This is a genomic window from Arthrospira sp. PCC 8006 (assembly GCF_046480465.1).
In the GTDB taxonomy this organism is placed as follows: Bacteria; Cyanobacteriota; Cyanobacteriia; order Cyanobacteriales; family Microcoleaceae; genus Limnospira; species Limnospira platensis.
Genome location: NZ_PKGG01000001.1, coordinates 49,934 through 70,360, shown reverse-complemented (window position 1 = coordinate 70,360; position 20,427 = coordinate 49,934). Strand labels below are relative to the sequence as shown.

Here is a 20,427-nt window from a genome sequence, read left to right as displayed (position 1 = left end):
ATTGTCCTTGTTGCTCTGGAGAATTACTGCTACATTTTAGCCATCATGGCTTATATTGGCAATGCCAAAATTGTCGCCTGACTTTGCCAGCTTCAGAAAGTGTTGACCGACTCTTATTTGAGGCTAGTTATTCAGAAAAACACTCCCCTACTTGCCCTCATTAATCGATACAATTGCCGGAAATATCATTAGGAGAAATTCATGGCTGTCTTACATGATGCAGTTTGGTTAAATGTCAGCCCAGCTTTACAAGAGTTTAACCAACCCTGCTTAAATTTTTTGTCTCACTCGGCTTATATTAGCCAATATAGGTATTATCTGAGTCTGGATGAACCGCTGTCATTTAATCCGCCGTTAATTTGGCTCCATAACTATCTGAAAAATTGTGATTATCCTGTGCATTTAATTGGGCATGGTATTAGTGGATTGTTGGGGTTATTATATGCTCGTCAACATCCGGAAATGGTGCGATCGCTTACTTTAATTTCTGTGGGTTTTTATCCGTCTGTTGATTGGCAGGCTCATTATTATGTACAACGACAGCTTCTCAATTGTGGTCAAGAAAAACTGTTAAATCAAACGGTTTATAACCTGTTTGGGTTTCAATGTCCTCCCATTACTAAAAAATTGATGGGGATTTTAAAAGAGGATCTGATTAGTTCCCTGTCTCCCCATAGTTTATATAAACGGGTGAGTTTTTCTCCTGGTGGTGTCCCGGTTCCTTTACTGGTATGTAGAGGGGAACATGACCTGGTTATTGACCAGAATTTATGGCAGGGGTGGGAAAGGTTTTTTAAACCATGCGATCGCCTTTGGCAATGTCCAGATAGTCGCTATTTTTGCCATTATTTTTATCCGCAAAAAGTCGGTGAGACTATTGTTAATTTTTGGGATGATCTCCTTGGTTTTTCAGATTATCTCTGCTCCGAAGATGCTCTGATTTATGACTGAATAATATATCCAATAATTCCAACTCATTCCAGTTATAGGAGACCCTTCCTTTGCTAAAAAAATCAATTTTCCCAGGAGATAGTCATGTCTGAAACCGCATTAACGCCAATTAATCTCATCTTTCCATTGTTTATATCCATAACCTTGATGGGATTTATTTACTCATCTATTATCGCCATTAAAGATGGTGTTAAAAACGTTAAAAAACTCCATGATATCCCCTGTAGTCGCTGCGCTTTTTTTACGGGAGACTATCGCTTAAAATGTACCGTTCATCCCTGTAAAGCCTTATCAGAAGAAGCCATTAATTGTAGAGATTTTGAATTAAACACCGGTCCTGCGCCGAACCGACCACCTTTGGTAAAATAACATAGTAGCATAGTCGGGTGTTGAAGATTTTTGGCGATCGCCCCTGACTTAACTCTAGGGGAATGAGACTACTTCTTAGTCTTCATTCCCTTTTTTGCGGTCAGAACGCCAGGTTGGGGAATTTTTGAGCCAACCTTAAACCTGTGGTATCCACACAATCATTAAGAATTGTAAATTTTGATTGCTGAAAATACCAGTAAATGCCTAAAATAAACTTTTGGCTAAAAATAGGAGACTAGGAGAAATGGGTTGGCAAAAAATATAATTATCTATACTTCACATGACCAGGGATAACTACCACCTAAATACAAGTTCGTTTATTGTATTAGATACAGAAGGGAGAGACAGCTTAACGGAAGTGGCGCTGGTGGATAATCAGGGAGCCATTTTGTATCACGCATTTGTCGCCAAAAACCACCCAGAACCGACATTGAGACTGCATCAGGAAACACTGCTAGATATAGTTAAACAAGTCGATAATCTGTGCCATAATCAAGTCATAATCTGCCATCATGCAGAACATGACCAACGGATATTAAAACGCAGCTTTAAACAAGTCGAAATTTTCTATCCAAATTATCAATTTATCTGTACCTGTAAGTTAGCCAAAAAGCAGTTAGCAAACCTTCCCGACTATGGATTAAGTTACTTATGCAAAACCTTAGATTTGCGATTAAACCGCCAGAGATTTGACGATCGCCATGCTCACAGTGCTAGTTATGATGCACAATTTACCTACCAACTTTATAGTTATTTAAACTCCTTAAAATCACCAGTCATGTCTGAAAATATTGCCGAACTATACCAGAATACCCCTAATCCTTTCAGCAGTATTCGAGTCAATACACCCTTTGAATATCACCCGGACTATGGGGATATTTACAGCCATCAATTTGACACCCTAAAAGCCGTCATTCATGAAATCAAACAATCCCCCAACCATCAAAGCCAGGGAGCCATAGTTCTGGGAGAACCAGGTTCTGGTAAAACCCATTTAATGATGCGACTGGCTCAAGAAGTCCTGAAGACAAACCGCCTATTTTTTATCCGCCACCCGACTCATGCTGAGGCGGTGAACTACCATACATATACGAGAATCCTAGAATCTTTTTCCGAAAAAATTCCCCAGAAGAAGCTGACGCAACTCGAACAGTTTTTTGCCAAAAGTTTTGTCAATATCCTGAGCAAAACTGACTGGGTAAATAGCGACAAAGGTAAACTAATGATCGCTAAATTACAGAATGATAACCTCTCGCTATATGAACGGGTAGGAAAGCCAGGAACAGACCGCTATCGGCAAAATTGGGACGCGATAGAAAAGAAAATTTTGGCGTGGTGGCGGGCTAAATATGGACTCTCCACGGACTATAGTTCCCAAGTATTAAAAGGGATTATGCGGTTCTGTCGGTATACGGAAATTAGCCGAAAAAACCTGGTGCGCCATTGGTTATCTGGGAATGGAGATGCTGACTTATCCGAAGAATTAAACCAGGTGGGATTAACACCCTGGGGGGAAGATTTTAACCGAGAAGAATTTGCCCTAGAGGCTATCAAAACCCTAGGTCAACTGTCGCTACTAGATGAACCACTGATCCTAATTTTTGACCAACTGGAGTCCCTATTTGATACACGCCACGAATCAACTTTAGCAAGTTTCGGTTCGACAGTGAAGGAAATTTTAACCCACGTTCCCAATAGCTTAATTATTCTGAATTTATTTCCTGACCGTTGGGAGCGTTTTCAAGAACAATTTGATGGTTCGGTGATAGACCGAGTTTCTCAGTCTGTGGTGACATTGGAAAGACCATCTAAAGCACAACTGCATCAATTACTCAAAACTCTCTGTCAGCTAAAAACTGAAACTAATTCCCCTCACGCTACGGTTGATATTGGACTGCTCTTCACGAAACAGGAACTCGCAGAAATTGTCAATCAACCCTCAATTCGCGCAGTTATTAAACGTGCTTCTGATTACTTCCGCCATAAGGTGCAGGGTGTTCCCCTACCGCGAATTATTCCACCTCGGAACCCTATAGCAGTGGAGGCGGTGCAGTTTAAACAGGAATTACAAGCTATTTATAAAGCGGTAGGAGAGGCGATTAAAAAATTTGATAATCTGACTCTCTCTCCCATTGAAAAGCCATTAGCAGAAACAGATGAACCTGAATTAGATTTTGTGGATTTGCCTAACGAACAAACAGGGGAAGATGCGACGGAAGCACGACCAACAGAGCCGGAACCTGCAATAAAAGCTGATTATGAATCGGAAAAAGTTGTCGATGTTCAATTAGATGAATATTGGAAAAACCTGTTAAACCAATGGGAAAAGGACTATGATAAACCTCGCGTTATCAGTGATATGGATGATGTGGGAAAACTGATGTCGATTGTTTCTGCATTTACTAACCGATATCCGATGAAGGTTGAACAACTGTCATTTGGCAAGCTGACCATCCCAGAGCATTTGTGTATTAAAACAGGTCAACAAACTTATGTGCTGGCATTTTTACACGGTTCAGGGAGTGCGTTTACTGCGAGAATGAAAAATTTTAATCGCTTGGTTCTTGCTCATAAAAAAATGCGGTTTCGGTTAATGCGGGATGCTGTGGAACCGCCGATAAGGGGAGATGTTGGTCTGCGAGAAATTCAGAAACTTGATGCGGTTAACAATGGGGAATATGTGATTATGGAAAGGAGCGATCGCATTATGTTTGAGTGTATATATCAAGCGATTATTGATTGGGAAAATCGCGAGTTTCCTGTGGGGATAACCCTGGAAGATATAGTTGATTTTTTGTCAATGAAACTGCCAGATTATTGGTTAATTAAGTGCCTGAGTTAATGGTAGAATGGGGGAAGCGATCGCCCAGTATCCCCTCAAGAAGTGGTCTGACCAGTTGCGCCTGGTCCGAACCCGTCTTTAATTAGGACTAACGCGATCGCCCCAATATGAGACAATAGAAAACGGTATACCGGAAACTAGAGAAACAATTGTGAGTCCAACAGCCGTCACAACTGATACAGCCAAAACATCCCAGACCAGCCGTCGCGCCGTTTTTCCCTTTACGGCGATCGTTGGTCAAGAAGAAATGAAATTAGCCCTGCTGCTGAACGTGATTGACCCCAAGATCGGCGGCGTAATGATTATGGGCGATCGGGGTACGGGTAAATCCACCACCATTCGCGCCCTAGCTGACCTGCTACCGGAAATAGAGGTCATAGCCGACGACCCCTTTAACAGTCACCCCAGCGATCCTGAAATGATGAGTGATGTCGTCCGAGAACGTATAAGTTTATCGGAGTCCCTCCCCGTCGCCCGTCGCAAGGTGCAAATGATCGACCTACCCCTAGGGGCGACAGAAGACCGCGTTTGTGGAACCATTGACATTGAAAAAGCCTTGGCTGAAGGGGTAAAAGCCTTTGAACCGGGACTATTAGCCAAAGCCAATAGGGGTATCCTCTACGTTGACGAGGTAAACCTTCTCGACGATCACCTGGTCGATGTCCTACTCGACTCCGCCGCCAGTGGTTGGAATACCGTGGAAAGAGAAGGCATTTCTATCCGCCACCCAGCCCGTTTTGTCCTCGTGGGTTCAGGAAACCCAGAAGAAGGGGAATTGCGACCCCAATTATTAGACCGCTTTGGAATGCACGCGGAAATTCGCACGGTGAAAGAACCTAGTCTGCGCGTGAAAATTGTGGAACAGCGGACAGCCTTTGACCAAAACCCGCCGGAGTTCTTAGGAGAGTATCAACTATCCCAGGAAGAACTACAACGGCGCATAGTAGAAGCCCAAGAGAGACTATCCGGGGTTAATATTGATTATGATCTGCGGGTGAAAATCTCCCAGGTCTGCTCAGAATTAGATGTAGATGGACTGCGGGGAGATATTGTCACTAACAGGGCGGCGAAGGCTTTAGCTGCCTTTGAAGGGGCTACAGAGGTCACTGTTGACCATATTGGTCGGGTGATTACTTTGTGTCTGCGCCACCGACTGCGGAAAGATCCCTTAGAGTCTATTGATTCTGGTAACAAAGTCCAGAAGGTGTTTCGCCAAGTGTTTGGATTACCCGAACCTGATCAAAATTAGTTAACAACATCACAGGCAACTTTGCCTGTGTTACTGTATCGGGTTATGGTAGTTCGGATTATGGGGTTGGACCCAGGATTGGCAACTTTGGGGTTTGGGATTATTGAATGTCAAACTTGCGAAGAGGCTGGGGGAAGGTCTTTGTTCTCGGTGATTGACTTTGGGGCGATTCAAACTGAGGCTCATCAACCCCTGGGCGATCGCCTACAAACTATTTATGCTGACCTCCATACCCTACTCGAACAATGGCAACCGGATCTTGTCGGTGTCGAAAAATTGTTTTTTTACCGCATGGGAAATACGATCGCAGTGRCTCAAGCTAGGGGGGTTTTGGTGTTGGTTTTGGCTCAACGACACCTTCCTATATTTGAGTTGACCCCGGCTCAGATTAAACAGGCATTGACCGGATATGGTAATGCTAAAAAATATCAGGTGCAAGAAGCCGTAGCTAGGGAGTTAAACTTACAGGCGATACCTAAGCCCGATGATGCGGCGGATGCTTTGGCGATCGCTTTGGCGACTTGGTTTGATCATGATCGGGTTTCCGATTTAATTTAAAGCTGATTGATAATCTATGTCTAATCTCATTCTGACTTCTCAAGAAATTGCTCAATTTCGTTCCCAATTGGCTGAATATTCCTCAGCATTACAAGCCTTAGATATGATTGAAGACTGCGAGGGTGATATCGAAGATGCCGCGATTTCTATGGCGATTAATGTCGGTCAATCCCCCACTACATCAGAAAATTGGCTTGATGGTTTAGCCAAGCGCCACCGAGTTACTATCTGTGAACCTACCTATCAAGAGGATTTATTGCAGTCTAATATAGCCCCGATAGTCGCCCATTTAATTTACCAAAATCAATGCCCGCCCCTACTGGTAACTCCCGTGGTTATTTATGTGTTAAAAACTGGAATTGAACAATTTTGTGAACCTTTAAAATACAAAAAAATTTAACTTGTAAATTCCGACCGTAGAGCCTTAACCCTACGGTCTTTGGCCGTGTTGGTCTACTGATTGGCGCGGGCATCTTGAACCGCTGCCCAAAATAGTAGCACAGATAGAGGTATACTCAAGGCTAGAATAATCCCTGTGATTAATCCCCCTAATTCTGGTTCCCCAGAGGAAAGTTCAAAAATTGAACCAACTGCGGCGATCGCTGTAATACACGATCCGGCTAATAATAAACCACTTTTTGGCGTTCCAACCATGATCAGTTTTGACCCCACATTATTTAACTTGTTCAGTAACCGGTGCTATTTAACAGGCTTGACCGCTTTCGGAGAAAACTTATATTTAGCCAATTCCTCATTCAGGGCTAATTGATTGTCAACGCGATCGACAAATAACACCCCCTGTAGGTGGTCAATTTCATGTTGAATGGCGCGACAAAGTAACTCAGTCGCCAATATGCTCCGAGGACGGCCGTTTTCATCCTTAAAGGTAACTTCTACCTCTTCTGGGCGGACTACATCCATATAAACCCCTGGAATACTTAAACATCCTTCCTGGAAAGGTGATAACTCCCGGCTTGACTTTTTGATGGTCGGGTTAATCAACACTAGGGGGGGAGTCGCTGCATTATCGGGTTCACAGTCAATCACGATTACCTGTTTGTGTACCCCTACTTGAGGCGCGGCTAGACCAATACCATCGGCACTATACATGGTTTGTAACATCTCGCGCACCAGTTGCCGAATTTCATCGTCAATGCGCGAAACCCGTTTGGCTGGCTGTCGTAAAACGCGATCGCCTAAATAGTGAATATCCAGGGGGGGTTTTTCTAACTTTTGTTTTTCCACCAGAACTTGAGAGGTCATGACATCCTTACTCGCTTTCGTTAACACTTATTCATATTTGATTTTAGATCGCAATCGGGGTTTGGGAGAGCGATCGCTACATATTGGCTCTCAGTATCGTGGCCAATATTCTCAATCACCCCCAAATAAACCCATACAAGCGCCGCCGAAAAATCGACCGGGAGCCCCAAAACTAACCAATAATTAAATTTTTGCTAAGTTTTCCCGTTTTTAGGCCAAATCAGTTTACGTTTTAGTCTTTTATGGCCATAATTGACTCTGGATCAAAAAATCCACCAGCTTGCGGCTGATGGATAACTCACCTATTCGTAGCATCTCAGTTGTTAATGTATCAGTTCCCAGCTATTTTGACATCACCTGACTGGGTGATATTGCGTAACTGAATATGCTTCAAACAGGGGGGATATTCTTGATCTACCCTAAACTAGGGAGTCCCACGGTTTACCTCCTCCTGTTTTTGCCCTCCTAGGTGAACTTTCACCGCTTGACCTAGAAAGTAGACAATTCAGATTCTGGCTGGAGTCCCCATTGACTCCATATCTGTAGTTCTCCATCCTAGGTAATAAGCTCAAAATCTTCCTCAACTCATTCTCAGGAGATTAAGACATGGCATCTCTCACCTATTTGGCTCACCTAAGACAAAAAAGTGATCTCATCAACAGCCCCACCTGTGCATATCCCAACAACCCATCACCAGTTGAACATAAGCAGCACAACTCCCTTAGCTACACCCCTAGTAACCAAGAACTTAAACGCTTTATTGGTTGTAAAGCTGGGGAGGTGATCAAACAGATGAGGGCTTGGGGTTATCACCAAGTTACCCTCAACATTCCCCAAAACTTGATATCAGTCAAGACAGACCAAGGCTCGATCAATTTCCAGCTTTTGTCCTATGACACCATTATTGCCAATGTCAATTGGGACTTATCTTAATTATTTCGAGGACATCTGACGTGCCATATCCCTAAACATATTCATGTTGGGACCGGGACGACGACGATTAGCCGTAGACTTGGGAAGTAAGTAGTCTGTAGCAAATGTCATCCCCTCCGGCGTTTTGCTCATACCACCATTTAGGGGCGCAGAGGATGAGGCTACCTTAGCCACAGCAGCAGGGGCTGGAGTAGCAGCTACATTAGCCTTTGCTGCTTCTGGGGATTTCTTGGCTACAGATTTCTTGGTTTTTTCTGGCTTTTCAGCTTTGGGGGCTTCAGCTTTGGGGGCTTCAGCTTTGGGGGCTTCAGCTTTGGGGGCTTCAGCTTTGGGGGCTTCAGCTTTGGGGGCTTCAGCTTTGGGGGCTACAGTTGGACTCGGTTCTGCTGTGGTTCCCTTAGCCTCATCAAACTCTAAAAAATAATCAGATTTTTTACTACGTCCAAACAGTTTACCAATGGCTAACATTAAACCTACTCCGTTCAGTTTTTAGAAAATTGACACTCATTAGCTAATCACAAGTTAGATTTCAGATTAAAATTATCGGCAAGATTTGTCCACAATTGTTTACAAAACTTTACACAAACCCCATTTATGAGGGTGATTTGTGACAACAAGAGACAAAATCGACATAATTATTTACACTGATTCACAAATTCTCATAATTGCCAGATGAACAACAATCAAGCCTGTAATCCGGTTTTACTGATTCATGGTATTTTCGACACGATCGCCATTTTCCGAGTTATGTCTAAGCACCTGAGACAAAAGGGCTGGGAGGTGCATAGCTTCAACCTGTGTCCCAATTACGGATTAAGTAGCATAGAATGCCTAGCAGAGCAAATTGTCGAATATGCTGATCAAAACTTTGCCCCCAATCAACCCTTTGACCTGGTAGGTTTTAGTATGGGGGGAATTGTCAGTCGCTACTATGTACAGAAGCTAGGGGGAATTGAACGAGTCCAAAGGTTAATCACCATTTCTTCCCCCCATAACGGAACTATGACAGCTAACTTCTATCCAACCAAGGCGGCGGCGCAAATGCGCCGCAACAGCCCCCTACTGTTAGATTTGAATAATAATATAGGAATGCTCGATCGCCTCAATTTTACCTCAATCTGGACTAAATTTGATCTGATGATTGTTCCGGCGAACAGTTCACACCTGAATTGGGGGGAGGAAATTATCCTTGATGTCCGACTACACGCTTGGATGGTTAAAGATCCCAACTGTATCACAGCAGTGGAGAAGGCTTTGAGAACTCCCCTAAAATTCCCACAAAGCAAAGTGATTTAAAATCTTATGTATCCACAGCTATCATTATTATCGAATCCACCGGTAGCAGCGATCGCTATTAATACCCTACTATTGGGAATTGTCGCCCTACTACCCAAAAAACTCTTAACCCCCTCTGGTATTGTACACGCTTGGATTTTAGGGGTGTTGGTCTGGGTAAGTCTCCAAGGACCCGGATATATGGTGGTGGGGTTTTATTTCGTTATCGGATCATCCGTGACCCGCATTGGGATGGCTGAAAAAGAGGCGGCGGGTATAGCCGAAAAGCGATCGGGTGCTAGGGGGCCAGAAAATGTCTGGGGATCTGCCTTAACTGCGGCACTTTGTGCTGTGGGAGTTTTGGGGTTAAAGTGGCTGATGGCTGATAGTCCCATAACTGCGATCGCCACACCTTTACTGATGTTAGGATATGTTGCCAGTTTCAGCACTAAACTCTCTGATACCTGTGCCTCAGAGGTCGGTAAAGCCTATGGAAAACGAACTTTCTTAATTACTACCATGCAGCCAGTCCCGCGCGGTACAGAAGGCGCTATCAGCCTAGAAGGAACTGTGGCTGGTGTGGTAGCATCCCTAGCCATGGCTATGGTGGGCTGGTCAGTGGGTTTAATTGATGCCATAGGGCTGTTATGGTGTATAATAGCAGCGTTTATCGCTACTAACCTGGAAAGCCTGATCGGTGCTACTTGGCAGGGTCAGGTTGAATGGCTTACCAATGAAGTTGTCAATTTTATCAATACCCTAATTGGGGCGATCGTTGCTATCCTGTTAGCAGTTGTCTATTTTCAACTCCCGATTCAGTTTTAAACCGCCAGATTAGCCCAGTATATAGCACACCAAAATCTGAGATAATTGCTATATTAGGGGGGGATGAAGTCTGGGGTGTATACTCCAGTTAGATTAACAACCAAGTTCAAATTATTTTTACCTATGTCTCAACCATTTTTGACCATTAATGATAACGACTCTATTACCCTGAGTCAATCATTACAATATCTACAAAATTCGGGAAAATTGCAGGAATTTCTGGCTAATATTCTCAGGCAATATGTAATTGATAAAGAACTGCAATCTCGCGATGACACAAACTCCAATGCAGCCGCCATTGAGCAAGCCGTGATTAATTTCCGCCTKGAACGTAATCTCAGCGACCCCCAAGCCTTCCAAACTTGGCTCGATGAAAACCGCTTGACCTACAAAAGTTTTCATGATCAGGTTTCCAATGGGTTTAAACGGGAAACTCTCAAACTCGCAGTAGTTAAAGAGAATTTGGAGGAATATTTCCAAGAACGCAAACCGTTTTTAGATTCCGTAGTCATGTCACGAATTGTGGTTGATGACTATGAAATGGCTCAAAGTTTAAAAAGCAAAATTGACTCAGGAGAGGGCAGTTTTGAGGCTTTAGCACGGGAATATTCCGTCACCACAGAACGCCGGGTTAATGGCATGATGGGAGCGGTAAGTAAAGCCACATTACCAGATACGTTAAAACCTACGATTGAAGGGGCTAAGGTGGGTCAAATTATCGGACCTTTTGAAGTCGAAGGGCGCTGGTGTTTGTTTAGAATTGAAGAATTTATCGAGGTGACTTTGGAAACCAAAGGCATTAAAAAACAGTTGCAGGATGAATTGTTCGATCGCTGGATGAATGAACAACTCAAAACCCTGACGGTGAAAATGCAAATTGGTGATTAATTTAGGGCTGCTGGAAAGCTCTTTCCAGTTGTTCAGGAGTCAACTCCTCCAAAATGGTCATCTGAAACACGCTGGAACCTATAGTATTTAGATAAGCCTCATTTAAGTAATTGCGGTTATCTAACTCTCGGCGTATATGTAGGTTAAAAAAAGTCAGGCTGAGGGCTTTTAAATAGGGATAGGCGAGGTTAGGGTCAGGACCAATAATTTCTGGGGGGATGGGTACTTGTCCCCCCTCTTCTTGCAAAAAGGAGAAATGAGTCCCTCTCTCAAATAACACTAGGATGTTGTCGGAGTTGGTTAACCAGGTGAAAGGCTTAATTTGTTCTGCAATAGCTGGGGTAATATAATCATTGGTTCCTGATACGATCGCCAGGGGAATATTAATAGCAGCCATTCCACCTTCACCAAAGACTAAGCTGGTAAAGGGGTTAATAGCGATCGCCGCCTTAATTCTAGGGTCCCGAAAGTTCTGACGTTCTAAAGCCACTTCCAAAGCTCGACATTGGAGGATAATTGATAAATTGAGGGTAATGCGCTGATTGGAAAGATCACGACAATACTGGCTGAGTATTTGGGGATTTAATTTCGCTCCCGCTAAGGCTAACACCGTATACCCCCCAAAAGATTGACCAACTACGCCAACATTTTCCAAATCTAGCCTTTCTCGCCAAAATGGGTCAGAAGCTGATTTTTTTTCCAGTAAGTCTAGTAAATAGCTAATATCTGTGGGGCGATCGGCAAATTCTGAAGAGTTGGGAGGTTCCTCGAAACCTTGTAAAAATCCTTCAAAACGATTAGCACTGGTGGCGATATGTTCGGGAATGGCTACCGCAAAACCGTGAGAAGCGAGATGTTCGGCTAAATAGTTAAAGGTTTTTGGGTCTGACCCTAACCCGTGGGAAATAATAATTAGGGGTGCGGGTCTGTTTATGTTTTCTGGTAAGTATAAAAACAGTGGCGAAGGGCGATCGCGATTAGGATTGAAAAATACTACCTCTGCTTCTCTCCAGCTATAGGGTCCCATATCGCGAGGGTTAGGAATCGTAAATCTTTGTTGCTCTGTCAGGTTAGCAGTCTTTTCGCCCCTCTCCTGCTGTGATATTTGCTCGATAATTGTCTGATTTCTAAATAACACCTGACTTGTTTCCTGGATCACATGGATACTAAAATCTAAATCAATGCGAATTTGAGCATCAGGAAACTCCTGTAGAATACCCATAATGGTTAGACCTTCTGGACGTTTAGAGGCTTGGGCGATCGCTATTTTTAGAGCCATATAACCATTTTCTCCGCTGACCGTGTTCACCACTCTACCCATGCGCCGCAAAATGGTTTCTCCCGTTGGTGAATTTAAAAACCGATCTATACTCCAAGGACTCGCTTCAAAAGGGGATTTTAAAGCTCTTCTTAATCCTTCGGTATCCTGGATATTCAGTAAATAACCATACACAAATAAAAGCGGTGTACTCTCCCCAGACTCGACAAATTTTTCCAGGTCAGCTATGGCAATTGAGGTGTTCGCTATACCATAGGATATGACCATCTCCTCGGCGCTGTGAGCGGGGCTTAATGATGCGATCGCGCTCAAAACTACAGAAGATAAACCCACCCCAAATATTTGCGATACAGACGAAAACCATTTACCAGTCACAGCCATAAATTTCAATGAATTAATTTTATAATAACTTTCGCTAATATATCAACCCGAATCGATTTAATTTTTAAAAGATTGTTAAGAATTGATACATTTTTATTGAAAATTGCTTGCAAAAAGTTGACGAGATTATAGGGGTTGTGGTATCCTCGAAGAAATCGTTACCAAGGGCTTATTGTGTCTTCATCCCCAAATAAAGCCTACAACCCTTATTCTATCGTAATCCAGAATATTATCTCGGCAAAATTTAAAATTCCCGATGCACGAGTTTTACGAGAAAATCGGAGCGTCATTTTCCACCCTATTGACAAAAACCCAATTTTGTGATATGCAAGCCCCGTCCTCTGAAAAGGGCGGGGTTGTTAACAAATCAATTGGCATTATACTCAAAGCCATGGTCATCAGCGTAGCGATGCAAAAATCTCATCACCCGCCCAAAAATATCCTCAGAATGAACCTCAAAAGTACATTCGGCTTTCGAGAGTTCGTCATCTCCCACATAGAAGAACTTAACACCTGTGGGACTGACGCGGATTTCTCCTTCCTCATCCCGGAGCCATAAATGGCTAATTTGTTTGCGATAAGCCCTGAGTTTTTCGATCGCCTTGAGTTGATTAAAGACTAAAACGACAATCTTGGTGTTGCTGTCTCGGCGTTTGCGGAGGCTAACCCCACCCAGCTCCTCGTCAAGTCCATCGATAAACTGGATAGATGTAGACACAGCCTATTCCTCCATAGACTTTAGTCCGAGTTTAACTCTGAATTAAGTACAAACACTCAAAACCTCATAAAACTTAACTCTTAGGGGTTAGAGAAACTGTTGATTCTACCACCACCAATCACGCGACCGGGAGTGCTGCGAGGAGCAGTAAAGGGGGCCTGTTGCTGAATCACTTGATTTTGATTATTTGGGTTTAAATTGGTGGGACCTACCACATAGTTATTGGGATTAGGGGTGGCAGGCTGAAAGTTGGAAAAACCAGAATTGTCCGTCTGAGGCTGATTACGCCCAAAAGGATTAGTTCCGGTGTAGTTATATTGTCCGTGGGGGTTAGCGCGGTTGGGGGGTAGCACAGGGGCTGGTGGTACACCACCTGGCTGGGTTCCAGATAATGGCTGAGGTAGGGAACGGTTAGTTTGATATGGGTTGGGGGCTACATCAACAGTGGCTGCATTAGTTCCATCAATAGGAGCTACAGTTCTGGGAACCACCCAACTCGCTTCGGGAATTTGAACTGGGGGTGCGTATGCGGGTAGAGGAATACCAGAGGCGGTGTTGGTGTTATTATCCCCATTTGTCGATGATGGGGTAGCCACCTGACTATTGCTGCTTCCAGTGACTATCAGAGGGTTGAACATCCCTTGAGTTGGGGTTTGGGTTTCGCCTTCGGATTCACTTGTCGATGATGAGAAAGACTGACCCATCGCCGCCTGTAGTGGGGTGGGTGCTAAGGGGGAGTTAGTTAGGGTTTCTTGATTGTCCTGGTCAGTTGAGTTTCCCCACCCTAATAAACCAAAGGATCCGGGTCTATTATTTTGGGTATTTTGGGTATTTTGCAGAGCCTGGCTGGTAGCATTAAAGGGACTGGTGGCTGTGGGTTCGGGGAATGGTTCAGGTAGGGTGCTGGTTATTTCAGTGGGTCGTGAGTTTCTGGAACTCTCAGTTTGGGTATTTTGATCAGACCTAGAGTTACGGCGGCGAACTTCCTCGAATACGTCTTCTCCGCCTTGGATAGGATTGTTAAATAGGCTAACATCCTCAGGGGAGTTTCGGCGTAATTCTTCGATTAGTAAGCCTGAACTGTCAATTTCGGCAGCGATCGCCAATTCTTCGGGAGATAGTCCACTTTCGGAGGTTTCCGATTCCCAGTCAATCCGATAGAGTTCGGGATTTTCTGAGACTTCCCATACAAATATACTCACTAGGGAAATCACACCAATGGGTCCCCACACCCTCGGCTGGGCGATCGCCTTGAGTTTGGCAATGATCGGGTTAACTGGTTTTTCAACTTGATCGTGGTTGTGATCGTGATGTTGATGATGGTGTTGTTGATGTGACATGATGGATCACCTATTGAGTACAAGGACAGGACTACCCCAGGAATTTGATAAAGCCTTCAGGAACAAGTTGAGCTTCTCCTGACTTAAATCTCTCCACCCGAACCCAGAGGGCTAATTTTTGGCGATCGCCTTCCTTAAAGGGGATTTGCTCCTGTTGATAAAATTGGCGATCAACAAATTTACATCTATACAGTTGAATAATTTCATGCCCCTGACTACCATTATAAACGAAAATGCTTTCCAGGCAATCTAGGTATTCTATATCAGTAATTTCCGCGTTGAGTTCTTCGAGAAATTCCCTTTGCAGTGCATCTCGACTATGTTCGCCAAAATCTACACCTCCTCCTAAAGCACGATAAAAGGTTATTTGTTTTTCCTGGTCGTATCCCTGAGACACCAAAATGCGATCGTTATCCTCAATTAATCCTAGTGCAATTACCCTGATTTTCTGTTTAGCCATGATTCAATTATAATCTAATTAGATTTGAGGGGGACAATTCAAGAGATGCGATCGTTAGCAAAATCAGGATCATGACGATTATTGGAAACTGGCCAATCTTTATTTTGTCCGCCAATAATTAACTCTTCTATGGTAACATAATCTTCACTCAGTTGTTCCAAAGAATTAATCAAAACATCCAAAGCCAAAGCATCACTGGTTCCCAAATCAAACCAACAACGCGCCCACAGTCCCTCATATTCTACTTCCCCCATATTGTGCATCAGTGCCATCATAGCATCATGATTTCTGTCATTCTCATAGGTCATATAATTGAGGTCAACACCCACTTCTTGCACCTGCATTTTTTCCGCATTAAATCCCCCCAATTTACCCAACAAAAACCAGGAATTCAGAACCTCCTCAATATACTGTCTTTCTACCATGGAAGGAATCGTGCTAAACCTTAACCAAATCCAGACATCAAATTGATTAAACTCTCGAAACTTTACATCCATGAGACCAGATTAAACCTCTCTATTTTGGGTGATGATTAAGGTAGATTAACCCCCAATCAATCTGCCATTATATTACCGGAAATAACCGGAAATTATCGGGCATGACAGATAAATTGAGGGGGTGTTGATCAGCCTGTTATAAAGGCGGTAACTGAGTGGGTCCCCATAAGCCATTAGTATCTCTGATGGTATTGCGTAGGGGATGACAAGGGCGGTCTAGGCTATCAATATTATTAAGAGTTTTGCACTGCTCATAAAAAATCTGAGCCACGGTCAGCTTAGGAAGTTGATCAGGTTGTGATAATGCTACATTAAAGCTCTGGTAAGCAGCATCCAATAGCTGAGGGTTATTTTTCTGCCTACCCATAGAGGCGAGAATCTGAGCTTTGAGATAGAACAATTCTGGATGAAAAGGCACTTCTTCTAAGGCTTGGTTAACCATAGTTAAAGCCAGGTCTAATTGGTCAAGATCTCGATAGGCGATCGCAATTCCCCAAAGGGCGAGATAACGAGGACCAGCGTAACGTTGCAGGCGCTCTACAGCAGCCATGGGGTCAGAAAAGGGCAAATTTAAACCCAGAAATAAATCCATATATCCCTTGAGCAAATTTAGCTCGGGGTCTTGAGGATCAATTTGTTCGGCGGCGTTCATCAATCGTAGCACAGTTTGCAGCTTATTTAAAGCCTGGGGAGCMCCCTTAATAGTTCCTTGAGTTTGGACAATATAAGCACCCTCTAAAAAATGACCCACCGCCATATAAAGATTTCCCCGTAGAGGGTCAGAAACCATAAGAGATTGAGCAGTTTGCAGAGTTAGGTCGGCGTAGCGTTTCATAGCATCCCAGTCTTGAGCCTGATAAGCTAGAGAGGCTTGGAGAGCAAAAACCATTGGTTCATTAGTACCAAGCTGTTCAGCCTGTTTGAGGTACTTTTGCGCCTCAACATAGTGTCCTCGCTCAAACATAGCCCGAAAGGCGGCTTCGGTTTGCTCACCCATAACCCTAGGATTATTAGTGCGGAAGGGGTCAGCCGCAGTAGCAGTTAAAGATAACAGAGCGATCGCAATAGGGGTAATACCAAACAGGGTGATAGTTTTGGGGTGAATGGATTTTATAAGATTTGATAAGCTAATCATAGGGATCTTTCCTTGAAAATGCTAATGGGCTGGAGTTTTGCCAAAATTCAGCCCCTAGGTTAATCGAGTCATGCTATCATCTGCACCTAGTTGGTGCCAGGATTGATAGGTTTGAGTAACATTTAGAATTCCTCCAAATGCTATATATCAGAAATTTGCTTTATCATCCGGCCGCCTGCAATGCTCCCATTCTGAATAATATTAATTTAGAACTGCCTCCGCAACAGTTAGGCTTGATTGTGGGCCGTAGCGGTTCTGGTAAAAGTACATTACTAGAAATTTTAGCGGGTCTGGCTCAAAAAACCAAAGGGGATATTCGCTGGCGTGAACAGGAGTTAACCTCTGAACAACTACCGCAACTGGCGGGTTTAGTGTTTCAGTTTCCAGAGCGACATTTCTGCGGCGGCTCGATTTTGGAAGAGTTGCGACTGGGACACCCAGAAATCAGACTCGATATGATGCAAAATGCTTTGGGGGAAGTGGGGCTAGAGAGTCTATCCTTAGAAAAGGCTCCCCATTCCCTCAGTGGCGGACAGCAGCGACGGTTAGCCTTAGCGGTACAATTAATCAGACAACCTCATTTATTGATGTTAGATGAGCCGACAGCGGGCTTAGATTGGTCAATGCGGCGGCAGTTGGTGGCTTTGCTGGACAAGTTAAAATCTCACTGGACTTTATTGGTTGTTACCCATGATGCGGGGGATCTGTTGGAAATTGCCGATTGTTGTTGGCGACTTGATCATGGCAATTTGCAACCTGCTGACCCGCAGACTTTGCTGAAAAATGTCGATCCGGCTGTGGTGTGACGATAGTTTTGGAGGAATTGGGTTTGGGGGAAATTCAGTCGGAAGGTTGGGAAACTCTGGGTTGGATACCTAGCGATCGCCAACTGCAAATATTTAATGTACTCTATGAGCAGATTTTGGCGGGTAATCAACGGCTTAATTTAACCCGCATTACTGATCCGGTGGGGTTTTGGGAAAAGCATTTATGGGATTCTTTGCGGGGGGTCGCACCCTGGTTGTCTGGGGATAAATTGCCTTTGCGGGTGATTGATATTGGTACTGGGGCGGGTTTTCCTGGTATTCCGATCGCGATCGCTATTCCCCAAGCAGAAGTCACATTGCTTGATAGTACCGGTAAGAAAATTGCTTTTTTACAAACTCTAGTCCCTCGTTTGGGTCTGGAAAATGCTATCCCCTATTTGGGACGGGTAGAAGCGATCGCCCAACAGTCTGACCATCGCCAAACTTATGATTTAGTCGTATTACGGGCTGTAGCGGCTGCTACGGTGGCGGCTGAATATAGTTTACCCCTATTGAAAATTGGCGGGGTGGCGGTACTATATCGCGGTCAATGGACCCCACAGGAACAGCAGGATTTAGAAAATGCGATCGCTCCCTTGGGCGGTAAACTAGACTCCGTGGAAGCCTTTGTCACTCCTGTAACCGAAAGTGTCCGCCACTGCGTCTATTTACGGAAAATTAAACCCACACCCGATCGCTTTCCCCGTCCTGTTGGTATTCCCACCCAAAAACCCCTAGGGTCTCCCGAATCCAACTCGTAGGGTGCGTCAGACCCCCGAAATCGTCATGAAAAGCCGGTGATCAACAACTGACGCACCATTTCCCCCGGTCTGTATGGTAGGGTGCGTCAGACCCCCGAAATCGTCATGAAAAGCCGGTGATRAACAACTGACGCACCATTTCCCCCGGTCTGTATGGTAGGGTGCGTCAGACCCCCGAAATCGCCATGAAAAGCCGGTGATGAACAACTGACGCACCATTTCCCTAGGCTGGGGGATGATTTGATCAATGATTTAAGGATGTTAAACTCCAGTCAGGGCGGAGGTTTTTTGCACCTCGTAAATAGGGATGATGTACTTGAGTTTTGTGACTGGGAAAATTGACATGAACGAGAAAGCGAATACAGCGTTCTAGGCTACCCTTGACATACATTTGCTGGACATCTAACAGGGGAACATTTTGCCAGTGGGGACGTTCTCTGGCGATCGCCGCCGGAAAAACCGCATCCAAATCGCGAGTCACAGAAAAAGTCGTACTGATAATCTGTTCTGGATCTAACTGGTTGCGAGTTTCCAATTCATCCAGTAGCTCTGTCACCGCTTCGCGAATTGCGTCAATGGAATTTTCCCTAACCGTAGTTGCGCCACGAATCGCTCGAACTTGCCACTCCACGCCAAATCCTCCTATGATGCTTAGTAGTATAGGTTAACAGGTGGTCAAACACCACCTCGCCTGTGATTGTTTAACCGCCTGCGTGGGAATGTTTAAGGTCGATACAGCCACAGGGGTAAACCACTGGTTCCCAACTCAAATTCTACCCAATTTCGGGCATCTGAGATACTGTTAGTCGCCGCCAGATTATTACTGAGAACCCGATTTAATAAAGATTTCGRCTTCTCTAGGGTACAGCATTCAGTTTTATCGGGGTCAAGATTCACCATTTCCGCTGTCCACCGACGGGCATCTTCTTCACTTCCCAAGCGATCGATCACCCCCAACTGTAGGGCTTGTTCTCCCGTAAAAATGCGCCCATCAGCAAAAGAGCGCACCGCCTCAATTTCCAAATTTCGAGACTCAGCCACAGTGCTGACAAACTGTTGATAACTCGTATCAATCAATTCTTGAAGAATTTGCTGTTCCGGTTCCGTTAATTCCCGGTCAAAAGCTAAAATATCCTTATAAGGTCCTGATTTTATTACCTTAAAAGAAACGCCAACTTTTTCCAGTAGTCTTTCTAAGTTATTTCCCCGCAGAATTACACCAATACTGCCTGTAATAGTGCCAGGATTAGCCATAATATGTTCAGCCCCCATGCCAATATAAACACCACCAGAGGCAGAAATATTGCCAAAACTGGCAACAATTTTGACTTTTTTTCTTAAAGATTTAAGGGCGCTATAAATTTCCTGGGAGTCGCCAACGGTGCCGCCAGGACTATCAATCCTCAGCAGGAGGGCGGGAAATTTCCGTTCTTCAACGGTTTTCAGTGCCTCTAAAACCCGCTTGCGGGTATCACCAGCAATAGCACCACTAATTTCGATGCGAGCAATTTGTTTACGAAAACGAGACTTAAATGGCCAAATCATGAACTTTTGGGGCTTAATCAAATGGGACGGGTATGGCCGAGACCACCAAACAGCCAAAATTGGCTAAGGCTAAACACCTAGTATATATCGAGGAGTACAGCTACCTGATTTAAGTATAATCCTACGGGGGGCTATATTAGCCGATGTGATCCGCCCTGCCTAGACTTTTTGGCAGTTAACCCCTATGATGGGAACGGTAACTTAACGAAACTACATATAGCAGGGGACAGGGAATCAGGAACACCGGACATAAAAAGGCCAAAATCTAGGTTTCACGTTGCGTCTACTGCTATAAATAGCACAACTCACCCCACCGAATCGGGTGAGTGTATATTAAAAGATTCCTGGGAGA

Annotated in this window: 24 protein-coding genes; 13 read left to right on the top strand and 11 right to left on the bottom strand. The window is 44.2% G+C overall.

Annotated elements, in window-relative coordinates; all coding sequences use genetic code 11:
* Positions 1–201: 201 nt before the first annotated feature.
* The 6 genes from B9T16_RS00365 (at position 202) to B9T16_RS00340 (ending at position 6,369) form a co-directional block, all read left to right on the top strand.
* Entirely contained in the window at positions 202–951 is a 750-nt protein-coding gene (locus B9T16_RS00365; protein ID WP_006618361.1) for an alpha/beta fold hydrolase, read from the top strand.
* An 84-nt stretch (positions 952–1,035) separates the two neighbouring features.
* A complete protein-coding gene (locus tag B9T16_RS00360) occupies positions 1,036–1,320 on the top strand; it encodes a hypothetical protein (protein ID WP_006618360.1) in 285 nt (94 codons plus the stop codon).
* A gap of 280 nt (positions 1,321–1,600) precedes the next feature.
* A complete protein-coding gene (locus B9T16_RS00355) occupies positions 1,601–4,162 on the top strand; it encodes an exonuclease domain-containing protein (protein WP_410243849.1) in 2,562 nt (853 codons plus the stop codon).
* 151 nt (positions 4,163–4,313) lie between these two features.
* Positions 4,314–5,411: a magnesium chelatase ATPase subunit I gene (gene bchI, locus B9T16_RS00350; RefSeq protein WP_006618358.1), complete on the top strand. Its 1,098-nt coding sequence runs from the start codon at positions 4,314–4,316 to the stop codon at positions 5,409–5,411.
* A gap of 45 nt (positions 5,412–5,456) precedes the next feature.
* Positions 5,457–5,969, top strand: coding sequence for a crossover junction endodeoxyribonuclease RuvC (gene ruvC, locus B9T16_RS00345; protein ID WP_410243859.1), 513 nt, complete (start codon positions 5,457–5,459; stop codon positions 5,967–5,969).
* Positions 5,970–5,985: 16 nt separating this feature from the next.
* A complete protein-coding gene (locus B9T16_RS00340; protein ID WP_006618356.1) occupies positions 5,986–6,369 on the top strand; it encodes a hypothetical protein in 384 nt (127 codons plus the stop codon).
* 53 nt (positions 6,370–6,422) lie between these two features.
* On the opposite strand, the gene B9T16_RS00335 is transcribed toward B9T16_RS00340, so the two are convergent.
* Together B9T16_RS00335 and def are read right to left on the bottom strand one after the other, a co-directional pair.
* Positions 6,423–6,623, bottom strand: a complete 201-nt coding sequence (locus B9T16_RS00335) for a hypothetical protein (RefSeq protein ID WP_410243848.1) — start codon at positions 6,621–6,623, stop codon at positions 6,423–6,425.
* Between the two features lie 45 nt (positions 6,624–6,668).
* Positions 6,669–7,232 carry a peptide deformylase gene (def, locus tag B9T16_RS00330; protein WP_006670056.1) on the bottom strand — a complete coding sequence of 188 codons (564 nt, stop codon included), beginning with the start codon at positions 7,230–7,232 and terminating at the stop codon, positions 6,669–6,671.
* Between def and B9T16_RS00325 the strand changes: the two genes are divergently transcribed.
* On the top strand, positions 7,231–7,419 hold the full coding sequence (locus B9T16_RS00325; protein WP_006618353.1) for a hypothetical protein: 189 nt from the start codon (positions 7,231–7,233) through the stop codon (positions 7,417–7,419). The genes def and B9T16_RS00325 overlap by 2 nt on opposite strands.
* Before the next feature lie 419 nt (positions 7,420–7,838).
* Positions 7,839–8,165, top strand: a complete 327-nt coding sequence (locus B9T16_RS00320; protein WP_006618352.1) for a hypothetical protein — start codon at positions 7,839–7,841, stop codon at positions 8,163–8,165.
* Here B9T16_RS00320 and B9T16_RS00315 read toward each other — a convergent pair whose 3' ends face one another.
* On the bottom strand, positions 8,166–8,633 hold the full coding sequence (locus B9T16_RS00315; RefSeq protein WP_410243847.1) for a hypothetical protein: 468 nt from the start codon (positions 8,631–8,633) through the stop codon (positions 8,166–8,168).
* Between the two features lie 204 nt (positions 8,634–8,837).
* On the opposite strand from B9T16_RS00315, the gene B9T16_RS00310 reads away from it, so the two are divergent.
* The 3 genes from B9T16_RS00310 to B9T16_RS00300 all read left to right on the top strand — a co-directional run bounded on the left by B9T16_RS00310 (position 8,838) and on the right by B9T16_RS00300 (position 11,153).
* Positions 8,838–9,461 carry an esterase/lipase family protein gene (locus B9T16_RS00310; RefSeq protein ID WP_410243846.1) on the top strand — a complete coding sequence of 208 codons (624 nt, stop codon included), beginning with the start codon at positions 8,838–8,840 and terminating at the stop codon, positions 9,459–9,461.
* Between the two features lie 6 nt (positions 9,462–9,467).
* Positions 9,468–10,265, top strand: coding sequence for a TIGR00297 family protein (locus B9T16_RS00305; protein ID WP_006617418.1), 798 nt, complete (start codon positions 9,468–9,470; stop codon positions 10,263–10,265).
* A gap of 123 nt (positions 10,266–10,388) precedes the next feature.
* Complete coding sequence (locus B9T16_RS00300; protein WP_014273974.1) at positions 10,389–11,153, top strand: peptidylprolyl isomerase; 765 nt, start codon at positions 10,389–10,391, stop codon at positions 11,151–11,153.
* A gap of 1 nt (position 11,154) precedes the next feature.
* Here B9T16_RS00300 and B9T16_RS00295 read toward each other — a convergent pair whose 3' ends face one another.
* The 6 genes from B9T16_RS00295 to B9T16_RS00270 all read right to left on the bottom strand — a co-directional run bounded on the left by B9T16_RS00295 (position 11,155) and on the right by B9T16_RS00270 (position 16,963).
* Positions 11,155–12,813, bottom strand: coding sequence for an alpha/beta hydrolase (locus tag B9T16_RS00295; RefSeq protein ID WP_410243845.1), 1,659 nt, complete (start codon positions 12,811–12,813; stop codon positions 11,155–11,157).
* A gap of 367 nt (positions 12,814–13,180) precedes the next feature.
* Positions 13,181–13,531 (bottom strand): photosystem II reaction center protein Psb28, encoded by a 351-nt coding sequence (psb28, locus tag B9T16_RS00290; protein ID WP_006617415.1) that lies wholly within the window; start codon positions 13,529–13,531, stop codon positions 13,181–13,183.
* Between the two features lie 80 nt (positions 13,532–13,611).
* Positions 13,612–14,871 (bottom strand): hypothetical protein, encoded by a 1,260-nt coding sequence (locus B9T16_RS00285; RefSeq protein WP_315669706.1) that lies wholly within the window; start codon positions 14,869–14,871, stop codon positions 13,612–13,614.
* 31 nt (positions 14,872–14,902) lie between these two features.
* Positions 14,903–15,331, bottom strand: a complete 429-nt coding sequence (locus B9T16_RS00280; protein ID WP_006617413.1) for an NUDIX hydrolase — start codon at positions 15,329–15,331, stop codon at positions 14,903–14,905.
* A 38-nt stretch (positions 15,332–15,369) separates the two neighbouring features.
* Positions 15,370–15,828: a DUF3531 family protein gene (locus B9T16_RS00275; RefSeq protein WP_410243844.1), complete on the bottom strand. Its 459-nt coding sequence runs from the start codon at positions 15,826–15,828 to the stop codon at positions 15,370–15,372.
* Between the two features lie 136 nt (positions 15,829–15,964).
* Positions 15,965–16,963: a Sll0314/Alr1548 family TPR repeat-containing protein gene (locus tag B9T16_RS00270; RefSeq protein ID WP_410243843.1), complete on the bottom strand. Its 999-nt coding sequence runs from the start codon at positions 16,961–16,963 to the stop codon at positions 15,965–15,967.
* Between the two features lie 137 nt (positions 16,964–17,100).
* Between B9T16_RS00270 and B9T16_RS00265 the strand changes: the two genes are divergently transcribed.
* Together B9T16_RS00265 and rsmG are read left to right on the top strand one after the other, a co-directional pair.
* Positions 17,101–17,769 carry an ABC transporter ATP-binding protein gene (locus B9T16_RS00265; protein ID WP_006617410.1) on the top strand — a complete coding sequence of 223 codons (669 nt, stop codon included), beginning with the start codon at positions 17,101–17,103 and terminating at the stop codon, positions 17,767–17,769.
* Positions 17,766–18,530, top strand: coding sequence for a 16S rRNA (guanine(527)-N(7))-methyltransferase RsmG (gene rsmG / locus B9T16_RS00260; protein ID WP_014273976.1), 765 nt, complete (start codon positions 17,766–17,768; stop codon positions 18,528–18,530). Before B9T16_RS00265 ends, rsmG begins: the two co-directional genes overlap by 4 nt.
* Before the next feature lie 244 nt (positions 18,531–18,774).
* Here the strand turns inward: rsmG and aroH are convergent, their stop codons facing one another.
* Together aroH and sppA are read right to left on the bottom strand one after the other, a co-directional pair.
* Complete coding sequence (aroH, locus tag B9T16_RS00255; RefSeq protein WP_006618235.1) at positions 18,775–19,161, bottom strand: chorismate mutase; 387 nt, start codon at positions 19,159–19,161, stop codon at positions 18,775–18,777.
* A gap of 92 nt (positions 19,162–19,253) precedes the next feature.
* Positions 19,254–20,075, bottom strand: a complete 822-nt coding sequence (sppA, locus tag B9T16_RS00250; RefSeq protein ID WP_410243842.1) for a signal peptide peptidase SppA — start codon at positions 20,073–20,075, stop codon at positions 19,254–19,256.
* Positions 20,076–20,427 lie beyond the last annotated feature (352 nt).